Annotated in this window: 18 protein-coding genes; 7 read left to right on the top strand and 11 right to left on the bottom strand. The window is 66.5% G+C overall.

Annotation, left to right across the window (positions count from 1 at the left end; translation table 11 throughout):
• Positions 1–20: 20 nt before the first annotated feature.
• Together EB75_RS00960 and EB75_RS00955 are read left to right on the top strand one after the other, a co-directional pair.
• Positions 21–1,076, top strand: coding sequence for a catalase family peroxidase (locus EB75_RS00960; protein WP_073693731.1), 1,056 nt, complete (start codon positions 21–23; stop codon positions 1,074–1,076).
• Complete coding sequence (locus EB75_RS00955; protein ID WP_073693626.1) at positions 1,073–1,588, top strand: cytochrome b; 516 nt, start codon at positions 1,073–1,075, stop codon at positions 1,586–1,588. Before EB75_RS00960 ends, EB75_RS00955 begins: the two co-directional genes overlap by 4 nt.
• Positions 1,589–1,750: 162 nt before the next feature.
• Here the strand turns inward: EB75_RS00955 and hisS are convergent, their stop codons facing one another.
• Both hisS and EB75_RS00945 read right to left on the bottom strand, forming a co-directional pair.
• Positions 1,751–3,010 (bottom strand): histidine--tRNA ligase, encoded by a 1,260-nt coding sequence (gene hisS / locus EB75_RS00950; protein WP_073693625.1) that lies wholly within the window; start codon positions 3,008–3,010, stop codon positions 1,751–1,753.
• Positions 3,007–3,672 carry an MBL fold metallo-hydrolase gene (locus EB75_RS00945; protein ID WP_073693624.1) on the bottom strand — a complete coding sequence of 222 codons (666 nt, stop codon included), beginning with the start codon at positions 3,670–3,672 and terminating at the stop codon, positions 3,007–3,009. The genes hisS and EB75_RS00945 overlap by 4 nt, the downstream gene beginning before the upstream one ends.
• A gap of 33 nt (positions 3,673–3,705) precedes the next feature.
• Here EB75_RS00945 and EB75_RS00940 point away from each other — a divergent pair, with 33 nt between their 5' ends.
• The 3 genes from EB75_RS00940 (at position 3,706) to zwf (ending at position 7,022) form a co-directional block, all read left to right on the top strand.
• A complete protein-coding gene (locus tag EB75_RS00940) occupies positions 3,706–4,476 on the top strand; it encodes a DsbA family protein (protein ID WP_073693623.1) in 771 nt (256 codons plus the stop codon).
• Between the two features lie 70 nt (positions 4,477–4,546).
• On the top strand, positions 4,547–5,428 hold the full coding sequence (locus tag EB75_RS00935; RefSeq protein ID WP_073693622.1) for a peptidylprolyl isomerase: 882 nt from the start codon (positions 4,547–4,549) through the stop codon (positions 5,426–5,428).
• Positions 5,429–5,519: 91 nt separating this feature from the next.
• A complete protein-coding gene (gene zwf, locus EB75_RS00930) occupies positions 5,520–7,022 on the top strand; it encodes a glucose-6-phosphate dehydrogenase (RefSeq protein WP_073693730.1) in 1,503 nt (500 codons plus the stop codon).
• 61 nt (positions 7,023–7,083) lie between these two features.
• On the opposite strand, the gene EB75_RS00925 is transcribed toward zwf, so the two are convergent.
• Genes EB75_RS00925 through EB75_RS00910 form a run of 4 tightly spaced genes read right to left on the bottom strand, consistent with a single transcriptional unit; the run spans position 7,084 to position 9,906 of the window.
• The gene (locus EB75_RS00925) at positions 7,084–7,812 is read right to left on the bottom strand and encodes an alpha/beta fold hydrolase (RefSeq protein ID WP_073693621.1); all 729 of its coding nucleotides are present in this window, start codon (positions 7,810–7,812) and stop codon (positions 7,084–7,086) included.
• A gap of 39 nt (positions 7,813–7,851) precedes the next feature.
• Complete coding sequence (locus EB75_RS00920; RefSeq protein WP_073693620.1) at positions 7,852–8,757, bottom strand: PDDEXK nuclease domain-containing protein; 906 nt, start codon at positions 8,755–8,757, stop codon at positions 7,852–7,854.
• Positions 8,758–8,772: 15 nt separating this feature from the next.
• Positions 8,773–9,198: a tautomerase family protein gene (locus tag EB75_RS00915; protein ID WP_073693619.1), complete on the bottom strand. Its 426-nt coding sequence runs from the start codon at positions 9,196–9,198 to the stop codon at positions 8,773–8,775.
• A gap of 6 nt (positions 9,199–9,204) precedes the next feature.
• Entirely contained in the window at positions 9,205–9,906 is a 702-nt protein-coding gene (locus tag EB75_RS00910) for an SDR family oxidoreductase (protein WP_073693618.1), read from the bottom strand.
• A gap of 94 nt (positions 9,907–10,000) precedes the next feature.
• Here EB75_RS00910 and EB75_RS00905 point away from each other — a divergent pair, with 94 nt between their 5' ends.
• Positions 10,001–10,471, top strand: coding sequence for a winged helix-turn-helix transcriptional regulator (locus tag EB75_RS00905; RefSeq protein WP_073693617.1), 471 nt, complete (start codon positions 10,001–10,003; stop codon positions 10,469–10,471).
• Positions 10,472–10,482: 11 nt separating this feature from the next.
• Positions 10,483–11,307 carry a thioesterase family protein gene (locus EB75_RS00900; RefSeq protein WP_073693616.1) on the top strand — a complete coding sequence of 275 codons (825 nt, stop codon included), beginning with the start codon at positions 10,483–10,485 and terminating at the stop codon, positions 11,305–11,307.
• Positions 11,308–11,309: 2 nt separating this feature from the next.
• Here the strand turns inward: EB75_RS00900 and EB75_RS00895 are convergent, their stop codons facing one another.
• From EB75_RS00895 to secD, 5 genes are all read right to left on the bottom strand, one after another.
• Positions 11,310–13,631, bottom strand: a complete 2,322-nt coding sequence (locus tag EB75_RS00895; protein WP_073693615.1) for a RelA/SpoT family protein — start codon at positions 13,629–13,631, stop codon at positions 11,310–11,312.
• Positions 13,632–13,675: 44 nt separating this feature from the next.
• Entirely contained in the window at positions 13,676–14,200 is a 525-nt protein-coding gene (locus tag EB75_RS00890; protein WP_073693614.1) for an adenine phosphoribosyltransferase, read from the bottom strand.
• Entirely contained in the window at positions 14,197–15,831 is a 1,635-nt protein-coding gene (locus EB75_RS00885; RefSeq protein ID WP_073693613.1) for an ABC transporter substrate-binding protein, read from the bottom strand. Before EB75_RS00885 ends, EB75_RS00890 begins: the two co-directional genes overlap by 4 nt.
• Before the next feature lie 6 nt (positions 15,832–15,837).
• Positions 15,838–17,082 carry a protein translocase subunit SecF gene (gene secF, locus EB75_RS00880; RefSeq protein ID WP_073693612.1) on the bottom strand — a complete coding sequence of 415 codons (1,245 nt, stop codon included), beginning with the start codon at positions 17,080–17,082 and terminating at the stop codon, positions 15,838–15,840.
• Between the two features lie 7 nt (positions 17,083–17,089).
• A partial coding sequence (gene secD, locus EB75_RS00875; protein WP_073693729.1) for a protein translocase subunit SecD occupies positions 17,090–18,533 on the bottom strand: 1,444 nt, incomplete at its 5' end.

The raw sequence follows: 18,533 nt of genomic DNA, 5'->3' as shown, positions 1-18,533 counted from the left end.
TTGTGGTACCTGTGGTGGTCATGGACGGCCCATCCTGGCGCGGTACTCCCCTGACCCGGCGTTCGATCCTGGTTGGGCTCGGCGCAGTCGGCGCGTTCCTCGTCGCGGATCTCGGACTGGTCGCGTACACCAGCAGGGCCGGCACGCTGACCCGCCAGACGTTCCTGGACGGCTTCCGGCGGGTCTTCGGCGACCATCCAGGGTTCCGGAAGAACCACGCGAAGGGTGTCTCGGTGGTCGGCCATTTCATGAGCAACGGCAACGCGGCCACGCTGTCCCGCGCCGCGGTGTTCAGGCCGGGTGAGATGCCGGTCGCGGGCCGGTTCTCCCTGGCCGGCGGGAACCCGACGGTCGCCGACACCCCGGGTGCGGCCCGGGGACTCGGCCTGGCCATCGGCTTCCCCGGCACCGACCAGTGGCGCACAGCAATGCTCAACATCCCGGTGTTCCTCGATAATTCGCCACAGGGCTTCTATGACCGACTGCTGGCATCCAAGCCCGTCGCCGGTACCGGCAAGCCCGATCCGAAGCTGATGGCGGACTTCCTCAGCCGGCACCCGGAGACCGCGGCAGCCATGGCGCTGGTCAAGAAGAGCCCGCCCACACCGGGTTTCGCGGACAGCACCTTCTCCGGCCTGAACACCTTCTATCTGGTGGACCGCGCCGGCGCCCGAGTTTCGGTCCGCTGGTCGTTCGTCCCGCAGCAGACCGCGCTGCCGCCGAAGTCCGACGATCCCAACGCCTTGTTCGATGCCCTCATCGTGCAGGTGAAAACCGCACCGCTGCAGTGGAATCTGCGGCTGACCGTCGGGCAGGCCGGTGACCCGGTCGACCCGACGCTGCCGTGGCCGGCCGACCGGAAGGTCATCGACGCCGGCATCCTGACACTCACCGAAGCCCAGACCGATGCCGCCGGCAATGCCCGCGACATCAACTTCGACCCCCTGGTCCTGCCCGACGGTATCGAGCCCTCCGACGATCCGCTGCTGAGTGCGCGCTCGGCGGTGTACGCCGGGTCGTATCGGGCCCGGACCGCCGAGCCGAAAACCGCTCCGGCCGTTCAGGTCATCTCGTGACCGCCCGCTTCCCCGTCCGAACCCGGGTGTTGCACTGGCTGACCGCGGTGGCGGTCTTCGCCGCGCTGCTGATCGGCTTCACCATGACCAACCGGATCGGCTCCCACGGCGCCCTGGTCGCCGTCCACATGACGCTGGGCATCAGCATTCTGGTCATCGTGATCGTCCGGGCGGCAAACAGATTCACCCACAAGCCGCCGAAGTGGCCCGACACGGTGGGGCCGCTGGAAGGCAAGCTAATCGCCGGATCCGAGTTGGCGATGTACGCCATGCTGCTGGCGCAGCCGCTGGTCGGCTGGGCCATGGTGTCGGCGTCCGGGACCCCGGTCCGGGTGTTCGGGCTGACGCTACCCGGCCTCGTCCCGTTCGACGGCGACCTGTACGGCATTCTGCGGCAGGCACATTCGGTGGTGGCCTACCTGTTGGTGGCCGCCATCGCCGCGCACGTCAGCGCCATCCTGCTCCATACCCTGACACTGCGCGACGGCATGCTGCGCCGCATGACGGGCTAACGCAATCCCGCGAGCCGGCCTGGGGGTACCTCCCGCTTGCGGGGGAGTTTGTACACCGACACGCCGTGTGGGATGTGCAGTTTGGGGCCGCTCGGCGCTGACGAGCGGCCCCAAAACGCCAAGGATGGGCGGCGTGTCGCGTACAGACACGGCCGCTCGCGGTTAATGAAGTAGGGCGACGACCTGGGCGACGACGTCGGCGATGGGCACGTCGACCTGCTCGCCGGTCGACAGGTCCTTGACGCCGACAGTGCCGGCCTCGATGTCGCGGTCACCGGCCACCAGCGCCGCCTTGGCGCCGGAGCGGTCGGCGGCCTTCATCGCGCCCTTGAGGCCGCGGTCGCCGTAGCAGATGTCGGTGCGCACACCCGAACCACGCAGGGCTGCAACGATCTTCGCCAGTTCCAGCTTGGCCGGCGCACCCAACGGCACCGCATAGACGTCGACGGCCGCGGGCGACGCCACCGTCTTGCCCTCGGCCTTGAGCGCCAGCACTGTGCGGTCCACCCCGAGACCGAAACCGATGCCCGACAGGTCCTGCCCACCCAACTGCTTCATCAGACCGTCGTACCGGCCACCGCCACCGATGCCGGACTGCGCGCCGAGGCCGTCGTGCACGAACTCGAACGTCGTCTTGGTGTAGTAATCCAGGCCGCGGACCATGCGCGGGTTGATCATGTACGGCACACCGAGGGCGTCCAGGTGCGCCAGCACGGTGTCGAAGTGTTCCTTCGCGGCCTCCGACAGGTGATCGAGCATCACCGGGGCGTCGGCCGTCATCTCCTTGACGTGCGGCCGCTTGTCGTCGAGCACGCGCAGCGGGTTGATCTCCGCGCGGCGGCGCGTGTCCTCGTCGAGGTCGAGCTGGAACAGGAAGTCCTGCAACAGCTTCCGGTACTGCGGCCGGCAGGTGTCGTCCCCCAGCGAGGTGATCTCCAGACGGAATCCGTCGAGGCCCAGCGAGCGGAAGCCGGCGTCGGCGACGGCGATGACCTCGGCGTCGAGCGCCGGGTCGTCGATGCCGATGGCCTCCACGCCCACCTGCTGCAGCTGGCGGTAACGGCCGGCCTGCGGCCGCTCGTAACGGAAGAACGGTCCGGAGTACCGCAGCTTGGCGGGCAGCGCGCCGCGGTCCAGGCCGTGTTCGATGACGGCGCGCATGACGCCGGCGGTCCCTTCGGGCCGCAGCGTGACCGAGCGGTCACCGCGGTCGGCGAAGGTGTACATCTCCTTCGACACCACATCGGTGGACTCGCCCACGCCGCGGGCGAACAGCGCGGTGTCCTCGAACACCGGCAGCTCGATGTGGCCGTACCCGGCCAGCCGCGCGACGTTCAGCAGACCGTCGCGCACCGCGACGAACTCCGCCGAGTCCGGGGGCAGGTAGTCCGGGACGCCCTTGGGCGCCTGAAAATCACTCAACTTGATAAGCCTTCGAGGAATGGGTTGGTGCGGCGTTCGGCGCCGATCGTGGTCTGCGGGCCGTGCCCAGGTAGTACCACGGTGTCGTTGTCGAGCACCAACAGTTTTGTCACGATCGAGTTCAGCAGGTCCCGGCCGCTGCCGCCCGGGAGATCGGTGCGACCCACCGACTGCTTGAACAAGGTGTCGCCGGTGAATGTCAGGTCGACGGGTCCATCACTGATCCGGAACACCACCGAGCCGCGGGTGTGCCCCGGGGTGTGATCCACCGTGACGGTGATGCCGCCCAGCTCGAGCTTGTCACCGTCCCGGTCCAGCTCGACGACCTGCTTGGGCTCGGAGAACAACACCCCGAACGCCAGCTGGGCCAAGCGCGGACCGAACCCCTTGATCGGATCGGTCAGCATGAACCGGTCCTCGGGGTGGATGTACACCGGGCAGCCGTAGGTGTCCGCCACCTTCTGCGCCGACCAGATGTGGTCGACGTGGCCGTGGGTGAGCAGCACCGCCGACGGGGTGAGCCGGTTTTCATCCAGAATCTCGCGGATGCGGCCCATGGCCCGCTGGCCCGGGTCGACGATGACGGCGTCCGACCCGGCGCGCGCCGCGAGGATGTAGCAGTTGCACTGCAACATCCCGGCCGGAAACCCCGTCAACAACACGGCAACCAGTTTCCCACGTGGGAAACTCGCCTCATGACGCAGCCAGGACCGTGGGGACCCCCGCCGTATGTTCCGGGCTATCCCCCGCCGAAGAAGTCCCGCGCCGGCTGGGTGATCTTCGCTGTCGTCGCCGTCATCGCGCTGGTGGCGGTGGGTGTCGCCGCCGTGATCGTGGTTCGTCATGAGCAGCTGTCGGCGGACGGCACCGCCAGGACGACGTTCGCCGAAGCCGGCCCCATGGAGCTGCGCTCGATCCACCTGGCCGCGCCGAATGTCACCACCAAGCCGGGCAGCACCGAACCCAAGGCCACGCTGACCGTCTACGAGGACTTCCTGTGCCCGTTCTGCGGCCGGTTCGAGCAGGTCTACGGCCCGACCATCAGCAAGCTGATCAGCGACGGCCGGATCGCCGTGGACTACACCATGGTGTCGATCCTGGGCCGTGACACCGAGTCGTACTCGGTCCGTTCGGGTGCGGCCGCGTACTGCGTCGCCGACGCCGACCCGGCGGCCTTCCAGCGGTTCCATGCGGCGCTGTTCGCCCAGCAGCCCGAGGAGTGGGCGCAGACGTTCCCGTCCGACAACGACCTGATCTCTCAGGCCAAGAAGGCCGGGGCACCCGGTTCCGTGACTGACTGCGTGACGAGCGGCAAATACCTGGACATGGTGAACAACGCGGTCAAGAGCTCGGGCATCAGCTCGACCCCGGCGGTGCTGCTCAACGGCACCGATATCGGCGACGCGGTGTTGTTGCATCCCGATCCGCAGGCGCTGCTGGACCAGCTCAAGACCGTCTCAGGGTGACCTGGCACACTCGGTGCCGACCATTACGTCGGGGCACTTGGCCCCGACCGTGACGAGGAGGGTTTCGGCGGTGCCGACGAATGAACAACGGCGGGAGACCGCCAAGCGCAAGCTGGAACGGCAGTTGGAGCGCCGGGCCGAGAAGGCGCGCAAGCAGCGCATCATGACCATCGCCGCATCGGTGGTCGCGGTGCTGGCGGTCATCGGTGGCATCGTCGGCGGCGTCATCTACCTCAACAAGGACTCCAAGTCCTCGTCGGCGACAGCCTCGGCATCGACCGAGACCTCCGCCACCCCATCGCAGAACCCGCCCGCCGACGGCAAGCTGCCGCCGTTCGTCGCGCCCGCCGGACTCGGCGAGAACTGCCAGTACCCGGCGTCGTCGGAGCAGGCCAGCAAGAAGGTCAACCCGCCGCGCACCGGCAAGATCCCCACCACCCCGCCGACGGTGACGGCCAGCATGAGCACCAACCAGGGCAACCTCGGGCTGACGCTGGACAACGCCAAGGCCCCCTGCACGGTGAACAGCTTCGCCAGCCTGGCGCAGCAGGGCTACTTCAACGACACCCCATGCCACCGGCTGACCAAGGGCGGTCTCGACGTCCTGCAGTGCGGTGACCCGACCGGCTCCGGCATGGGTGGCCCCGGCTACCAGTTCGCCAACGAGTACCCGACCAACCAGTACCAGCCTGACAGCCCGGCGCTGAGCCAGCCCGTCGTCTACCCGCGCGGCACCATCGCGATGGCCAACGCCGGCCCGAACACCAACGGCAGCCAGTTCTTCCTGGTGTACCAGGATTCGCAGCTGCCTCCCGGCTACACCGCGTTCGGCACCGTCGACGCCACCGGCCTGGCGACCCTGGACAAGATCGCCCAGAACGGCATCGAAGGTGGCGCCGGCGACGGCAAGCCCGCGCAGCCGGTCACAGTGAAGTACATCCAGCTGGACTGACAGTTCGCGAAGAAGGCCCGGTCATCACGGTGACCGGGCCTTCTTCGTTGTAGCTCTGCACAGACCCGGCTGCGGTGGAATCATGCGCATCGTGGCGAACACCAAACCGCAGACCATCTCGTACCCGGCGCCCGGCTCACGCCCGAACCGCCACGACGACGTCGCCGTCGACCCACACGTCATCGTGCTGTTCGGGGCGACGGGTGACCTCGCCAAACGAAAACTGCTGCCCGGCCTGGCCTATCTGGACCAGTCCGAACTCGCGCCCGACATCCAGATCGTCGGCACCTCGTTGGAGGACCTGACCGTCGATGAGTTCCGGGCGCTGGCCAAGGCGGCGATCGATGAATTCGGCAGCCACCACCTGACCGACGAGCAGTGGGAACGGTTCGCCGCGACGCTCACCTACGTCCCGCAGGGGGCGGGGCCGTCCGGTCTGGCCGCCGCGGTGGCCGCGGCAGAGAAGAAGCTGGGCCCGAATGTGCGCCGGCTGCACTATCTTTCGGTGCCACCGAAGGCCGCGCGGGCCGTCATCGGGACGCTGGACGAGGCGGGACTCGTCGACCGTTCGCGGGTGGTGATGGAGAAACCGTTCGGCACCGACCTGGCCAGCGCGGTCGCATTGAACGACTTCGTCCACGAAACCTTCGACGAGGCACAGATTTTCCGGATCGACCACTTCCTGGGCAAGGAAGCCGCACAGAACATTCTCGCGTTCCGGTTCGCCAACGGCTTGTTCGAACCGATCTGGAATCGCAACTTCATCGACCACATCCAGATCGACATCCCCGAGACGCTCGGCCTCGATCAGCGCGCGAACTTCTACGAGAGCACCGGCGCCTACAAGGACATGGTGGTGACGCACCTGTTGCAGGTCATGGCGTTCGTGGTGATGGAGCCGCCCACCGCCCTGGAACCGCGGGCCATCAGCGAGGAGAAGAACAAGGTCTTCCGGTCCATGCTGCCGATCAGCTGCTCCGACGTGGTCCGCGGCCAGTTCAGTGGCTATCGCGAACTCGACGGTGTGTCAAGGGATTCCGATACCGAGACCTTCATCGCACTCAAGGTCCGCATCGACAACTGGCGCTGGGCGGGCGTGCCGATCTACCTGCGCACCGGCAAGAGGATGGCCGAGGGCATGCGCATCATCTCGATCGCGTTCAAAGAGGCGCCGCGCACCATGTTCCCGTCGGGGTCAGGCGTCGGCTCTCAGGGACCCGACCACCTGACGTTCGACCTGGCCGACAACTCGAAGGTCTCGCTGTCGTTCTACGGCAAGCGCCCCGGACCGGGCATGAAGCTGGAGAAGTTGTCGATGCAGTTCTCGGCCACCGAAGCCGACGGCGCCGACCAGGTGCTCGAGGCCTACGAGCGGCTGATCCTCGATGCCATGCGCGGCGACCACACGCTGTTCACCACCGCCGAGGGCATCGAGTCACTGTGGGCGAATTCCGCTGCGCTACTGGAGGATCCGCCGCCGGTCAAGAACTACCAGCCCGGCACCTGGGGTCCCAACGCCATTCACCAACTGATCGCGCCCAACGCCTGGCGGCTGCCGTTCGAACGGGGTTGGCGAGAGTCCAAGAAGAAGTAGGGCTGAGCGTTCACGCGGCCGGGCGTGTCGCGGCTCTCTTCACATGTTCGGTTGGAAGCCGTCAAGGAAACCAATCGGCGGCCAGACGTTGATCGCCGGCCAACCGAACGAAGACATCAGCAAGAGCAGACGGCCGGGAAAGGAACGGCGAATGACTGCCGGGAAGCTCGATAATGTGCGCACCCAGCCGGTCACGAGCGACCCGCCTCGACCAGTCGGGGTTGACCATCCGATCGTCGCTGCAAATCACGGAAGTGGAACTGACAGATGGGAATTCGGACAACGAGAACGGTAGGGCGCTCGCCTGATTTGCTTGTGCTCGAAGGCGTTTGAATGCGTCCGCTGCCGTAAATTCATCACAGTCGGCGTACAGGAGAGCTCGAGTGCAATCGGGATTGACCCACTTCGTTCGCAATTCCGCATCCGGTGCGCTCAAGCCGGCATCCCAGCCCCGCTGCATCATGTCAGATCCGGCGATCTGATCGAATACGCTTTGACCGATCGACGGGACCACACCGCACAAATACACCAGATGGCGGACTGGTCGCCGAGTCGCCACCAGGGGAATCGTGTTGGCGCCCAACGAATGCCCAACGAGGACGACATCGTCCCCGCACCCATCGAGCGCTGCGCAGACCACGTCGGCGTAGGTCTCGAAGCTTGCCGAGGCGTCTTCGCACGGTAAATCCATCGTCACGGTGTTGTGGCCTTCTCGCTCAAGGAGCGGAGTCAGCAACTCCCAGCACCACGGCCCGTGCCAGGCACCATGCACAAGGGCAAACGTCGTCATTCCTGGATCGTAGATACCCTGGAGGGCCGAGGTTGGCGATCATGGAACATCGCTCTCACCGCGCGCATGGTCGAACTCTGCTTCGAGTTCTTCGACTGTGGGAAGGACATTTTCAAGTTCAGCCGGCAAGCTCGCGGTGATGGCAGCTTTCCATTCCGCTACGCCAATGGGCGCGTTGTATCCGCGCAGGGCGTACTCGGCGACGACGTTGTTCTTCGTCTTGCACAGGATCAATCCGATAGTCGGTTTGTCGTCAGCGTGCCGCAGCAGGTCATCGACTGCAGCCATGTACATACCGAGTTGTCCGAGATAGCTGGGATCGAACTCCCCTACCTTCAGTTCGATCACCACGAAACAGCGCAGCTTCAAGTGATAAAAGACCAGATCTGCGTAGAAATCGACATCACCGACTTCCAGATGTACCTGACGCCCGACGAACGCAAAGCCCTGACCGAGTTCGATCAGGAACTTCTCGACGTGACGAGCCAGTGCCCGTTCCAAGTCATGTTCCCGGCGGATGTCAGCGATGCCGACGAAGTCGAACAGGTACGGGTCCCGAGTCGCCTGCTGAGCGATGTCCGAATCGGCTGAGGACAAGGTTCGAGCGAAGTTTGTGACAGCACGGCCTGCCCGTGTGTGGAATTGCCCTTCGATCTGATGCACGAGCACATCACGACTCCAGCCGTGCTCAACTGCTGTTTCCGCATACCAAATCCGCAGGTCAGCGCTATCCAGCTTGTCCAGCAGAACCATGTGCTGGCGCCAGGGCAATTGTGCAGCGCAGCGCTGCACAATTGCGAAGTCTGGCCACGCAGCTGCGAAGGCGCGCATATATTTGAGATTTCGAGACGAGAACCCCTTGGCGTCCGGCACCCGCTCGCGGAGATCTGCAGACAGTCGGTCTATGACGCGAGCACCCCAGCCTTCGGCACTCTGTCGGTCCAGGCACCACCGACATCGTCAGTACACTGACACCGCATTCTCTGCTACCCAACGCTTTTCAGCATCGGAGCCCATCGGTGGTGGGATCAATCCGTTGATCATCCAGAGGTCCTCACTGGTCTCGTCGACATGGAACTCCCAGTGCGGGTTGTCGTGGCGTTCCAGGTATGGGCTGAGGATCGACTTGATCCAGTGGGCGATCCGGTTACGGCTGTCCTTGTCCGCGGCATGGCGGGCGATGTGGTCGATGACGACCCGCAGCCCGACGGGGGTCGGCTCGCCGCCGACATACAGGTCGTCCGAACGGGTTTCGTTGAAGATGACGACGACATAGAACCGCGGCAAACCGGCCTTCTCGTAGTGATCGGTGATGCGCGACGCCAGCGTGCGCTTGTCCTCGGCCGTGAAGAAGTCCGGTGTGTGGTGAATGGTCCACAGCGGCATCGTTTTTCAGACCGCCATCGCGAAGGTCAGGTTCTCCACCGGACCGGACAAGGCGGATTTCACACCGACCGACACCTCGTCGGCCAGAACCTCGACGGCGCCGGATTCGAGGCCGTCGATGATGCGGGTCGCGATGTCCACAGCGGTGGTCTTGGGTCCGGGGATGTCCGCGACCATGTCGGTCTCGATCAGCCCGGCATGCACACCGACCACCTGCGTGCCCTGCGCGGCGAGCTCGCCGCGCAGCGAGTTGGTGACCGACCAGATCGCCGCCTTCGACGCGCCATACGCGGCGCTACCGGCCACCCACGACAGCACCGAATGCATGTTGACCAGGGCGCCGCCGCCGTTGGCCGCGAGGATCGGGGCGAAGGCCCGAGCCACGCGCAGCGGCCCGAACACGTTGATGTCGAAGGTTGCTTCGATGTCATCGAAGCCGCCGGTCAGCAATGAGCCGGGCAGCAGAATGCCCGCGTTGTTGAAGACGATCTCGGCGTCCGACGCGACCTCGGCGAACGCGGAAACCGATGCCTCCGACCGTACTTCGAGCTCGACCGGAACCACTTCCGGGCGTTCGTCGGTGAACGACGACCGGCCCGTCGAGTAGACTTTGCGCGCTCCCCTGGCCAGCAGCTCGTCGACGAGTGCGGCGCCGAGGCCGCGTCGTCCGCCGGTCACCACGACCACCTTGCCTGCCACTGCAACCATCTGAAACCACGCTCCCTTGCTGAATAACGATGTCGTTACTAAGATGGAACCACGGATACCTGAGTAACGCAAGCATTATCCAAAAGAGGGTGTGATGGAGTTCGAGGAAAGACTGCGCGACCGCCAGTGGTCGATCAGCGACGGCTGCTCGGTGGCCAAGCTGCTGGACCTGCTCAGCACCAAGACGGTATTCCTCGCCGTCCGGGAAAGCCTCTTCGGCACAACGCGATTCGAGGACTTCGTCGAGCGGATCGGGACGTCGGCACCCGCGGTATCCCGTGCCCTCAAGCAACTCGAGGCCGCCGGCCTGATGGTCCGGGTGCCCTATCAGGAACCCGGCAAACGCGTCCGGGACGAGTACCGGCTGACCGAGGCAGGTGAAGATCTGCTGCCGGTATACCTCGCGATGAGCCAGTGGGGCGACAAACACCTGCAGAAAGGCGGCCGGGGTCCGCTGTGTTTCGTCGACCGGGAGTCCGGTAATCGGGTTGGCGTGATCGTCACCGACGATCCAAATGCCGCCACCGTTTCCGCAGGTGACATCGAGATCCGGCTGAACCGATAGTGAGAGATGACATGACTGCACACCCGTTCACCGATCTCACCACCGTCACCGCGGTGGGCGATGGCACGTTCAACGCCACCATCGATCCGGTGTGGACCATCGGCCCCAAGGTGCACGGTGGCTGCATGATGGCGGTATGCGCCGCGGCCGCGCAGCAGGCCGTCGGTGCAGAATCCGAGCTGCTGCCGGTCGCTGTGAGCGCCAACTACCTGAACGCCCCCGATCCCGGTGAGGTGCAGCTGACCACCACGGTGCGCAAGCACGGGCGTCAGGTGGCGCTGGTGGACGTCCAGCTGTCACAGAACGGGCGCGCGGCCGTCAGCTGCGCGGTGACCCTCGGACCGCTCGACGCCAAGCCGCCACGCCACCAGGAATCGCTCGGAATGTCCTACCTGCCCGTCGAGCCGCCGGCTGATGCCGTGCCCGTCACCGCGGGTCACTCGGTCGGTGAGCTGGTCCACGTGGCGCAAGGCTGTGAATTTCTGCTCGATGCGGCGACACCGTTCCTGTCCGGCGAGGAGGGCGACCCCGTCAACCGAATGTGGTTGCGACCCTTCGCCGATGACGAAGCCAACCCGAACACCGCACTGCTGTTCGCATTGATGGCGGGCGACATCACTCCCCCGGTCACCATGAACCAGGGTCACTTCGGCTGGACTCCCACCGTGCAGCTCACCACCTATGTGCGCCGGCGGCCGGCGCCGGGCTGGCTGCGGGTGCAGGCCAGCTCGACCGTGGTCGGCCAGACGTGGTTCGAGGAGGACCACGTCATCCTCGACTCCACCGGCGAAGTCGTGGTGCAGAGCCGCCAGCTGGCGATGCTGCCCAAGGGCTGAACTCAGGCGGCGGACGTCACGCGATACACGTCGTACACGCCCTCGACGTTGCGCACCACGTTCAGCACGTGACCGAGGTGCTTCGGGTCACCCATCTCAAAAGTGAAGCGGCTGATCGCAACTCGATCGTTGGACGTGGTGACCGACGCCGACAGGATGTTCACCTTCTCGTCGGCCAGCACGCGGGTGACGTCGGACAGCAGCCGGTGCCGGTCCAGCGCCTCGACCTGGATGGCCACCAGGAACACCGACGACGGCGACGGCGCCCACTTCACGTCGATGATGCGCTCGGCCTGCTGCTGCAGCGACGCCGCGTTGGTGCAGTCGGTCCGGTGCACACTGACCCCACCACCGCGCGTGACGAATCCCATGATGTTGTCGCCGGGCACCGGCGTGCAGCACTTGGCCAGTTTGCACAGCACCCCGGGTGCACCCGGAACCGCCACGCCGACATCGTCATTCGTTCGGCGGCGGACCGGCATGGTGGCCGGCGTCGACCGTTCGGCGATCTCGTCGGCGGCTTCGTCGTCACCACCGAGCGTGGCCACCAGCCGCTGCACGACGTGCCGGGCGGAGACATGTCCCTCACCGACAGCGGTGTACAGCGCCGACACATCGGCGTAGCGCAGTTCCCGCGCAAGCGCGGCCATCAGTTCGGCGTTCATCAACCGCTGCAACGGCATTCCGCCGCGGCGCACCTCGCGGGCGATGGCGTCCTTGCCGGTCTCGAGTGCCTCCTCGCGCCGTTCCTTGGCGAACCACTGCCGGATCTTGGCCTTCGCGCGTGGCGACACCACGAACGTCTGCCAGTCGCGCGACGGTCCGGCGTTCTGCGCCTTGGAGGTGAAAACCTCGACCACTTCACCGTTTTCGAGCTTGCGCTCGAGCGCCACCAGCCGGCCGTTGACCCGGGCGCCGATGCACCGGTGCCCGACCTCGGTGTGGACGGCGTACGCGAAGTCGACGGGCGTGGAGCCGGCCGGCAGCGTGATCACGTCCCCCTTCGGGGTGAACACGAAGATCTCCTGCACAGCAAGGTCGTAACGCAGCGACTCCAGGAACTCACCCGGGTCCGCGGCCTCACGCTGCCAGTCGAGCAGCTGGCGCATCCACGCCATGTCGTCGATCTCGGTGGCGTGCCCGCCCGCGGGTAAACCGTTGCGGCCCTTGGCTTCCTTGTACCGCCAGTGCGCGGCGATGCCGTACTCGGCGGTGCGGTGCATGTCGATGGTGCGGATCTGCACCTCCAGCGGCTTGCCCTCCGGGCCGACGACCGTGGTGTGCAGCGACTGGTAGACGCCGAACCGCGGCTGGGCGATGTAGTCCTTGAACCGGCCCGCCATCGGCTGCCACAGCGAGTGCACGACGCCGACGGCGGCGTAACAATCCCGGATCTCGTCGCACAGGATGCGGACACCGACCAGGTCGTGGATGTCGTCGAAGTCGCGGCCCTTGACGATCATCTTCTGGTAGATGGACCAGTAGTGCTTGGGCCGCCCCTCGACCGTCGCGTTGATCTTCATGGCCTGCAATGAATTGGCGATCTCGGCACGCACCTTGGCCAGATAGGTATCGCGCGATGGCGCGCGGTCGGCGACCAGCCGGACGATCTCCTCGTACCGCTTGGGATGCAGGATCGCGAACGACAGATCCTCCAGCTCCCACTTGACGGTCGCCATACCGAGCCGATGGGCAAGCGGCGCAATGACTTCCAGCGTCTCGCGGGCCTTGCGGGCCTGCTTCTCCGGCGGCAGGAACCGCATGGTGCGCATGTTGTGCAACCGGTCGGCGACCTTGATCACCAGCACGCGGGGATCGCGGGCCATGGCGATGATCATCTTGCGGATGGTCTCGGCCTCGGCGGCCGAACCGAGCACCACCTTGTCCAGTTTGGTGACGCCGTCGACCAGATGGCCGACCTCGGTGCCGAACTCGGCGGTGAGCGCCTCGAGCGTGTAGCCGGTGTCCTCGACGGTGTCGTGCAGCAATGCGGCAACCAGCGTCGTGGTGTCCATGCCGAGCTCGGCGAGAATGTTGGCCACGGCCAGCGGATGGGTGATGTACGGGTCACCGGACTTGCGCAGCTGTGGCGCGTGCCGTTCCTCGGCGATCTCGTAGGCGCGCTGCAGGATCGCCAGGTCGGCCTTCGGGTAGTACTCCCGATGGACCGCGACCAACGGCTCGAGGACGGGGTTGACCAGGCTGCGCTGCGCGGTCATCCGGCGGGCCAGCCGGGCGCGGACCCGGCGCGATGCGCTGACGGTGCCGGACACCGTCGGCTCGGGCGGCGCCGACTGGACCTGTGTCACCTTGTCGTCAGCCAACGCCGCACACCTCCTACAACACCTGGTTTGTCGAGAATAGCCCCTCAGACCACGTACAGGCTGGTGACCTGTAGCGGTTCCAGCACAGCGCGTCCACCGAGACCGTTCAGCTCCAACACGACCGCCGCCGCGGTCACCGTCGCACCGGCGGTCTGCAGCAGACGGACCGTCGCGGCGACCGTGCCGCCGGTGGCGAGCACGTCGTCTATCACGACAACGCGCCGGCCGGTCAGATCGATCCCGTCGGCGGGAATCTCCAGCGTGGCGGTGCCATACTCCAGCGCATACGCCTGGCTGTGTACCGGCGGCGGCAGCTTGCCGCCCTTGCGGACCGCGAGGACACCCGTGCCCAGGCGGGTCGCGACCGCGGCACCCAACAGGAAGCCGCGGGCGTCGATGCCGGCGACCAGGTCCGCGCCGTCGGCCACCTCGGCCAGCGCGGCCGTCACAGCCGCCAGGCCGCGGCCGTCGGCGAGCAGCGGCGTCAGATCCTTGAACTGGATACCGGGCTCCGGGAAGTCCGGCACCTCACGGACGAGTTCGGAGAAGAGGGCATTCAGGTCACTCATTTGCTTCCCCAACGGTCCATGTTCCAGCCGGCACCCCATCGGGTGGGATTGGCGCTCACCAACGTCATGTCGTTCGTCACCAACAGTGTCCGCTGCTGGCGGTACAGCGGCAGCGTCGGCATGTCACCCCACAGCACCGTCGCACCTTCGCCGAGCAGACGCGCCTGCTCCTTGGGATCGGTGGTCACCGCCAGGGCGGCGATGACGCCGTCGACGCGCTCGTTGGCATAACCCGACAGGTCGTTGCCGTCCCCGCTGTGCAGGGCATAGGAATCCACCACCGACGAGCCGCTGGACCCACTGCCCGCCGCTCCCCCGACACCGGACAGCAGCACGTCGATGTCGTTGGCCCGCAAGCTTTGCGCACCCACCGTCGATGACGCCACCTCCTGCACGGTGATGCCCGCAGCCGCACACGATTTGGTGATCGCAGCCACCACCGATGCCAGCCGGGAATCCGGGCCGTGATAGCCCATCCGCACCGTCAGCGGCTGACCGCCCACCGCGGCGCGCGCACCGTCCACATCGGCGGCAGCGAATTGCCCACTCGCATCGACGTTTTCGGCTACGGACAGAGAATCGTCCGACGCGGTGTTCAGCCGGGCATTGCTGACCGGAACCCCGACAGCGGCCGCGATGGCGTCCCGTGGCGTGCAGAGGGCGACGGCACGGCGCGCAGCGGGATCGGCCAGCGCGCCCTGGGCCGAGAAGATCAGCTGCTGGATGTCGTCGGACGGCCCGTCCTTGCGCACGTAGCTCGACGGAACGTCGTCCTTGCCGATCACCCCGGCGGCAACATCGACGATCTCGACCTTGCCCGATTTGATCCGGCTCGCCAGGTCGGCACCTCGCGGCGACACCGTGATCTTGCCGATCACCGGCTTGGCGCCCCACCATTTGTCGTTGGCCGCCAAGGTGATCGAACCGTCCTTGGCCACCGACGCCAGCTTGTACGGACCGGCCGACGGGAACCGTTTGAGGTCCGCGTCAGGCTTCAGATCCCAGGTGGTGTTCCAGGCCTGCGCGACCTTGTCGATGGTCGGTCCATCGCCGGTCTCGAGCGCCTTCGCGACCCCGCCGTCGCCCAGACCGAGCGCATCGTCCAACACGTGGGCCGGCAGCATCGACGTCGCGGCGAACAACTGCCCGTAGTCGGTGATGTCGCGGTCGCGAACGAAAGTGACGCGAGCGCGCTTCTGTCCCGGTGTGCAGTCGACAGCGGCCACGTCGACGTACCCGGCGCGGCTGGCGGCGTCGAACGCCGGGAACAGCCCTGACTGCGCGGCCCAGGCCAGCACCATGTCGTCACAGGTGACGGGCTTGCCGTCGGAGTACACGGCACTGTCGTTGATCTTGTAGTCGAGGATCAGCGGTGCGCGGCCGACAACGGACACCGTGCCGAAGTCGCGGTCGGCGACCACCTGCCCGTCGGGCCCCCGGAAGTTGAAGCCCGTCTGCACCCGCGAAAACGCCTGCGGCGCACCCGAAACCGCGCCGACGACCGACGCGGTGTTGTAGGTGGGCAGCGCGCCGTCGACGATGTAGTCGACGGCGTCCGCCGAACTGTCGCAACCGGAGATGCACGCGCCGACCACCAACATCACGGCCGACGCGCGGAACCGCACGGGCATGGTGGGCTAGCCCCGGCTGTTTCGCTTACCCGACGACTTGCCGGTGGGCCGCAACGGCTTGGCCCCCGGCGCCGGCTTCTCCGGTGCGTCCACGACGCCGACGGCCACCTCGTCACCGCTCGAGCCACGCTCGGTCGACGACTTGCGGCGATTGAGCACGCGGCGCGTGTGGTTCTTCACCAGGTCGGTGCGCTCACGCATGGACACCAGCAGCGGGGTGGCGAAGAAGATCGACGAGTAGGTGCCGACGATGACGCCCACGAGCTGCACCAGGGCGAGATCCTTCAGGGTGCCCACACCCAGCAGCCACACGGCGACCACCATCAGCGAGATGATCGGCAGCGCCGAGATGAGGCTGGTGTTGATGGACCGCATGAAGGTCTGGTTGACCGCGAGGTTGGCCTGCTCGGCGAAGGTCCGCCGGGTGGTGTGCTCGAAGCCGTGGGTGTTCTCCTCGACCTTGTCGAACACGATGACCGTGTCGTACAGCGAGAAGCCCAGAATGGTGAGCAGGCCGATGACGGTGGCCGGTGTGACCTCGAACCCGACGAGCGAGTACACACCCGCCGTGCTGATCAGGTCGAAAGCCAACGAGGCCAGCGCCGCCAGCGCCATGTACCGCTCGTAGCGGATCGTGATGTAGATCGAGACGATGACGATGAACACCACCAGCGCGATGAGCGCCTTCTTGGTGATCTGATCGCCCCAGGTCGACGACACCGCCGAGTCGCTGATCGCGGCCTTGGACGCCTTGCCGTCGTCGCCCTTCGGCTGGAATGCGTCGAACAGCGCGTTGCGCACCTTCTCGGTGTCCGCCGTCGACAGCGTCGACGTACGGATCTGCAGAGTGGCCGAGTCGCCGTTACCGACGCGAACCACCGACTCCGGTGCATGGCCGAGGGCCTTGTTGAAGACGTCCTCCACAGCCTGCGGAGTGGCGGTGGCGGACACGCCCGCCACCGGCATCGCGATCTTGGTTCCGCCCTCGAAATCGATACCGAAGTTGAAACCACGGATACCGATGCTGGCGATCATCACCACCATGATCACGGCGCTGATCGCATACCACATGCGGCGCTTGCCGATGACCTCGAAGGCGCCGGTACCGGTGTACAGCCGGACGAAGAAGCTGTGGTGCGGCAGGTTGCTTTCCCGCGCGGTGGCCCGAGTCTCCTCGGCCGCCGAATCTTCTTCGGCCGCAGCCGATTCGGTCAGCTCCAGGTCGGTGTCGTCAGTTGAGTGCTTCGACATGTCGGTGTTACCCCTGTCCCGTCAGGCTGGCCGCTCGCCGCTCGCGCGCAATCTGCTGCACGGCGCCGAGACCGTTGTACGCAGGCTTGGCCATCCGCGCCGACTTCGACGCCAGGAAGACCAGCGGCCACGTCACCAGGAACACCACCACGATGTCGAGGATCGTGGTCAGACCCAGGGTGAACGCGAAGCCCTTCACCTGACCGACGGCCAGGATGTACAGCACCAGCGCGGCCAGGAAGGTGACCGCGTTACCCGAGACGATGGTCTTGCGGGCGCGGGCCCAACCACGTGGCACCGCCGAGCGGAAACTGCGTCCCTCGCGGATCTCGTCCTTGATGCGTTCGAAGAACACCACGAACGAGTCGGCGGTCGTACCGATACCGATGATCAGACCCGCGATACCGGCCAGGTCCAGCGTGTAGTTGATGTACCTGCCCAGGAGCACCAGGATCGCGAACACCATGGCGCCCGATGCGACCAGCGACAGTGCGGTGAGCACTCCGAGGACGCGGTAGTACAACAGCGAGTAGAGCAGCACCAGACCGAGACCGATCAGACCGGCCCACAGTCCGGCCCGCAGCGACGTCAGGCCCAAGGTTGCCGACACCGTCTCCGCCTCGGACGACTCGAACGACAGCGGCAGCGAGCCGTACTTGAGCACGTTGGCCAGGTCTTTCGCCGTGGTGGCGTTGAAGTGACCGGTGATCTGCGTGCGGCCGCCCGGGATCGCCTCCTGGATCGCCGGGGCGCTGACCACCTGGGAGTCGAGAACGAAGGCGGTCTGGGTGCCGATGTTCTTGGCGGTGAAGTCGGCCCACACCTCGGCGGCCTTCTCCTTGAACGTGACGTCGACGACGTACTCGCCCTGCTGCTGGTTCAGGCCCGACGACGCGTCCTTGATCTCGTCACCGCTGATGATCGACTTGTCCAGCAGGTAGACCTCTTTGTGGTCCTTGGAGCAGGTCACCAGCGGCAGGTTCGGGTCGTCGTTACCGGCCAGCACGTCCTGCTGGTCGCAACGGGTCGCCTGGAACTGCAGTGCCAGCAGCTGAATCTGCGGCTGGGTGCTCTGCCGCAGCGCCTTCTCGTCGGCGATGCGCTGGGCGAGTTCGGCCTTCGGACCGCTCGGTGCGGGCGCGGGTGCCGGAGCACCCGGGGCCGGGGCGCCGGGAGCCGCGGGGGCGCCCGGTGCGGCAGGTGCCGGCGGTGCCGGAGTGGCCGAGGTGTCCGAGGGGGCCGGGGTCGGCTCTTCGGGGAACGGCCGCGGCTGGGCGGGCGCCGGCGGACTGACCGGGGCGCCGGGTTCCGCGGGGGCGAGCAACGGCGGCACACCGACGGGTCCGCCGGGCACCGGCACGATGCCCCCGGGCGTACCGGGCATCGGGGGTGTGCCGGGCATACCCGGAATGGCGGGGGGCGCGGGGGCGGGCGGCGTGGGCGAGGTCGGC

The sequence above is a fragment of the Mycobacterium sp. ST-F2 genome (assembly GCF_001905655.1).
Taxonomy (GTDB): Bacteria; Actinomycetota; Actinomycetes; order Mycobacteriales; family Mycobacteriaceae; genus Mycobacterium.
This window is presented reverse-complemented; position numbering and strand designations above follow the sequence as displayed.

Coding starts and splice junctions, on each gene's coding strand:
- EB75_RS00960 (WP_073693731.1), top strand. CDS start 21: ATGGACGGCCCATCCTGGCGCGGTACTCCCCTGACCCGGCGTTCGATC.
- EB75_RS00940 (WP_073693623.1), top strand. CDS start 3,706: ATGACGCAGCCAGGACCGTGGGGACCCCCGCCGTATGTTCCGGGCTAT.
- EB75_RS00925 (WP_073693621.1), bottom strand. CDS start 7,812: ATGACGACGTTTGCCCTTGTGCATGGTGCCTGGCACGGGCCGTGGTGC.
- EB75_RS00915 (WP_073693619.1), bottom strand. CDS start 9,198: ATGCCGCTGTGGACCATTCACCACACACCGGACTTCTTCACGGCCGAG.
- EB75_RS00910 (WP_073693618.1), bottom strand. CDS start 9,906: ATGGTTGCAGTGGCAGGCAAGGTGGTCGTGGTGACCGGCGGACGACGC.
- EB75_RS00905 (WP_073693617.1), top strand. CDS start 10,001: ATGGAGTTCGAGGAAAGACTGCGCGACCGCCAGTGGTCGATCAGCGAC.
- EB75_RS00900 (WP_073693616.1), top strand. CDS start 10,483: ATGACTGCACACCCGTTCACCGATCTCACCACCGTCACCGCGGTGGGC.
- EB75_RS00890 (WP_073693614.1), bottom strand. CDS start 14,200: ATGAGTGACCTGAATGCCCTCTTCTCCGAACTCGTCCGTGAGGTGCCG.
- EB75_RS00885 (WP_073693613.1), bottom strand. CDS start 15,831: ATGCCCGTGCGGTTCCGCGCGTCGGCCGTGATGTTGGTGGTCGGCGCG.
- secF (WP_073693612.1), bottom strand. CDS start 17,082: ATGTCGAAGCACTCAACTGACGACACCGACCTGGAGCTGACCGAATCG.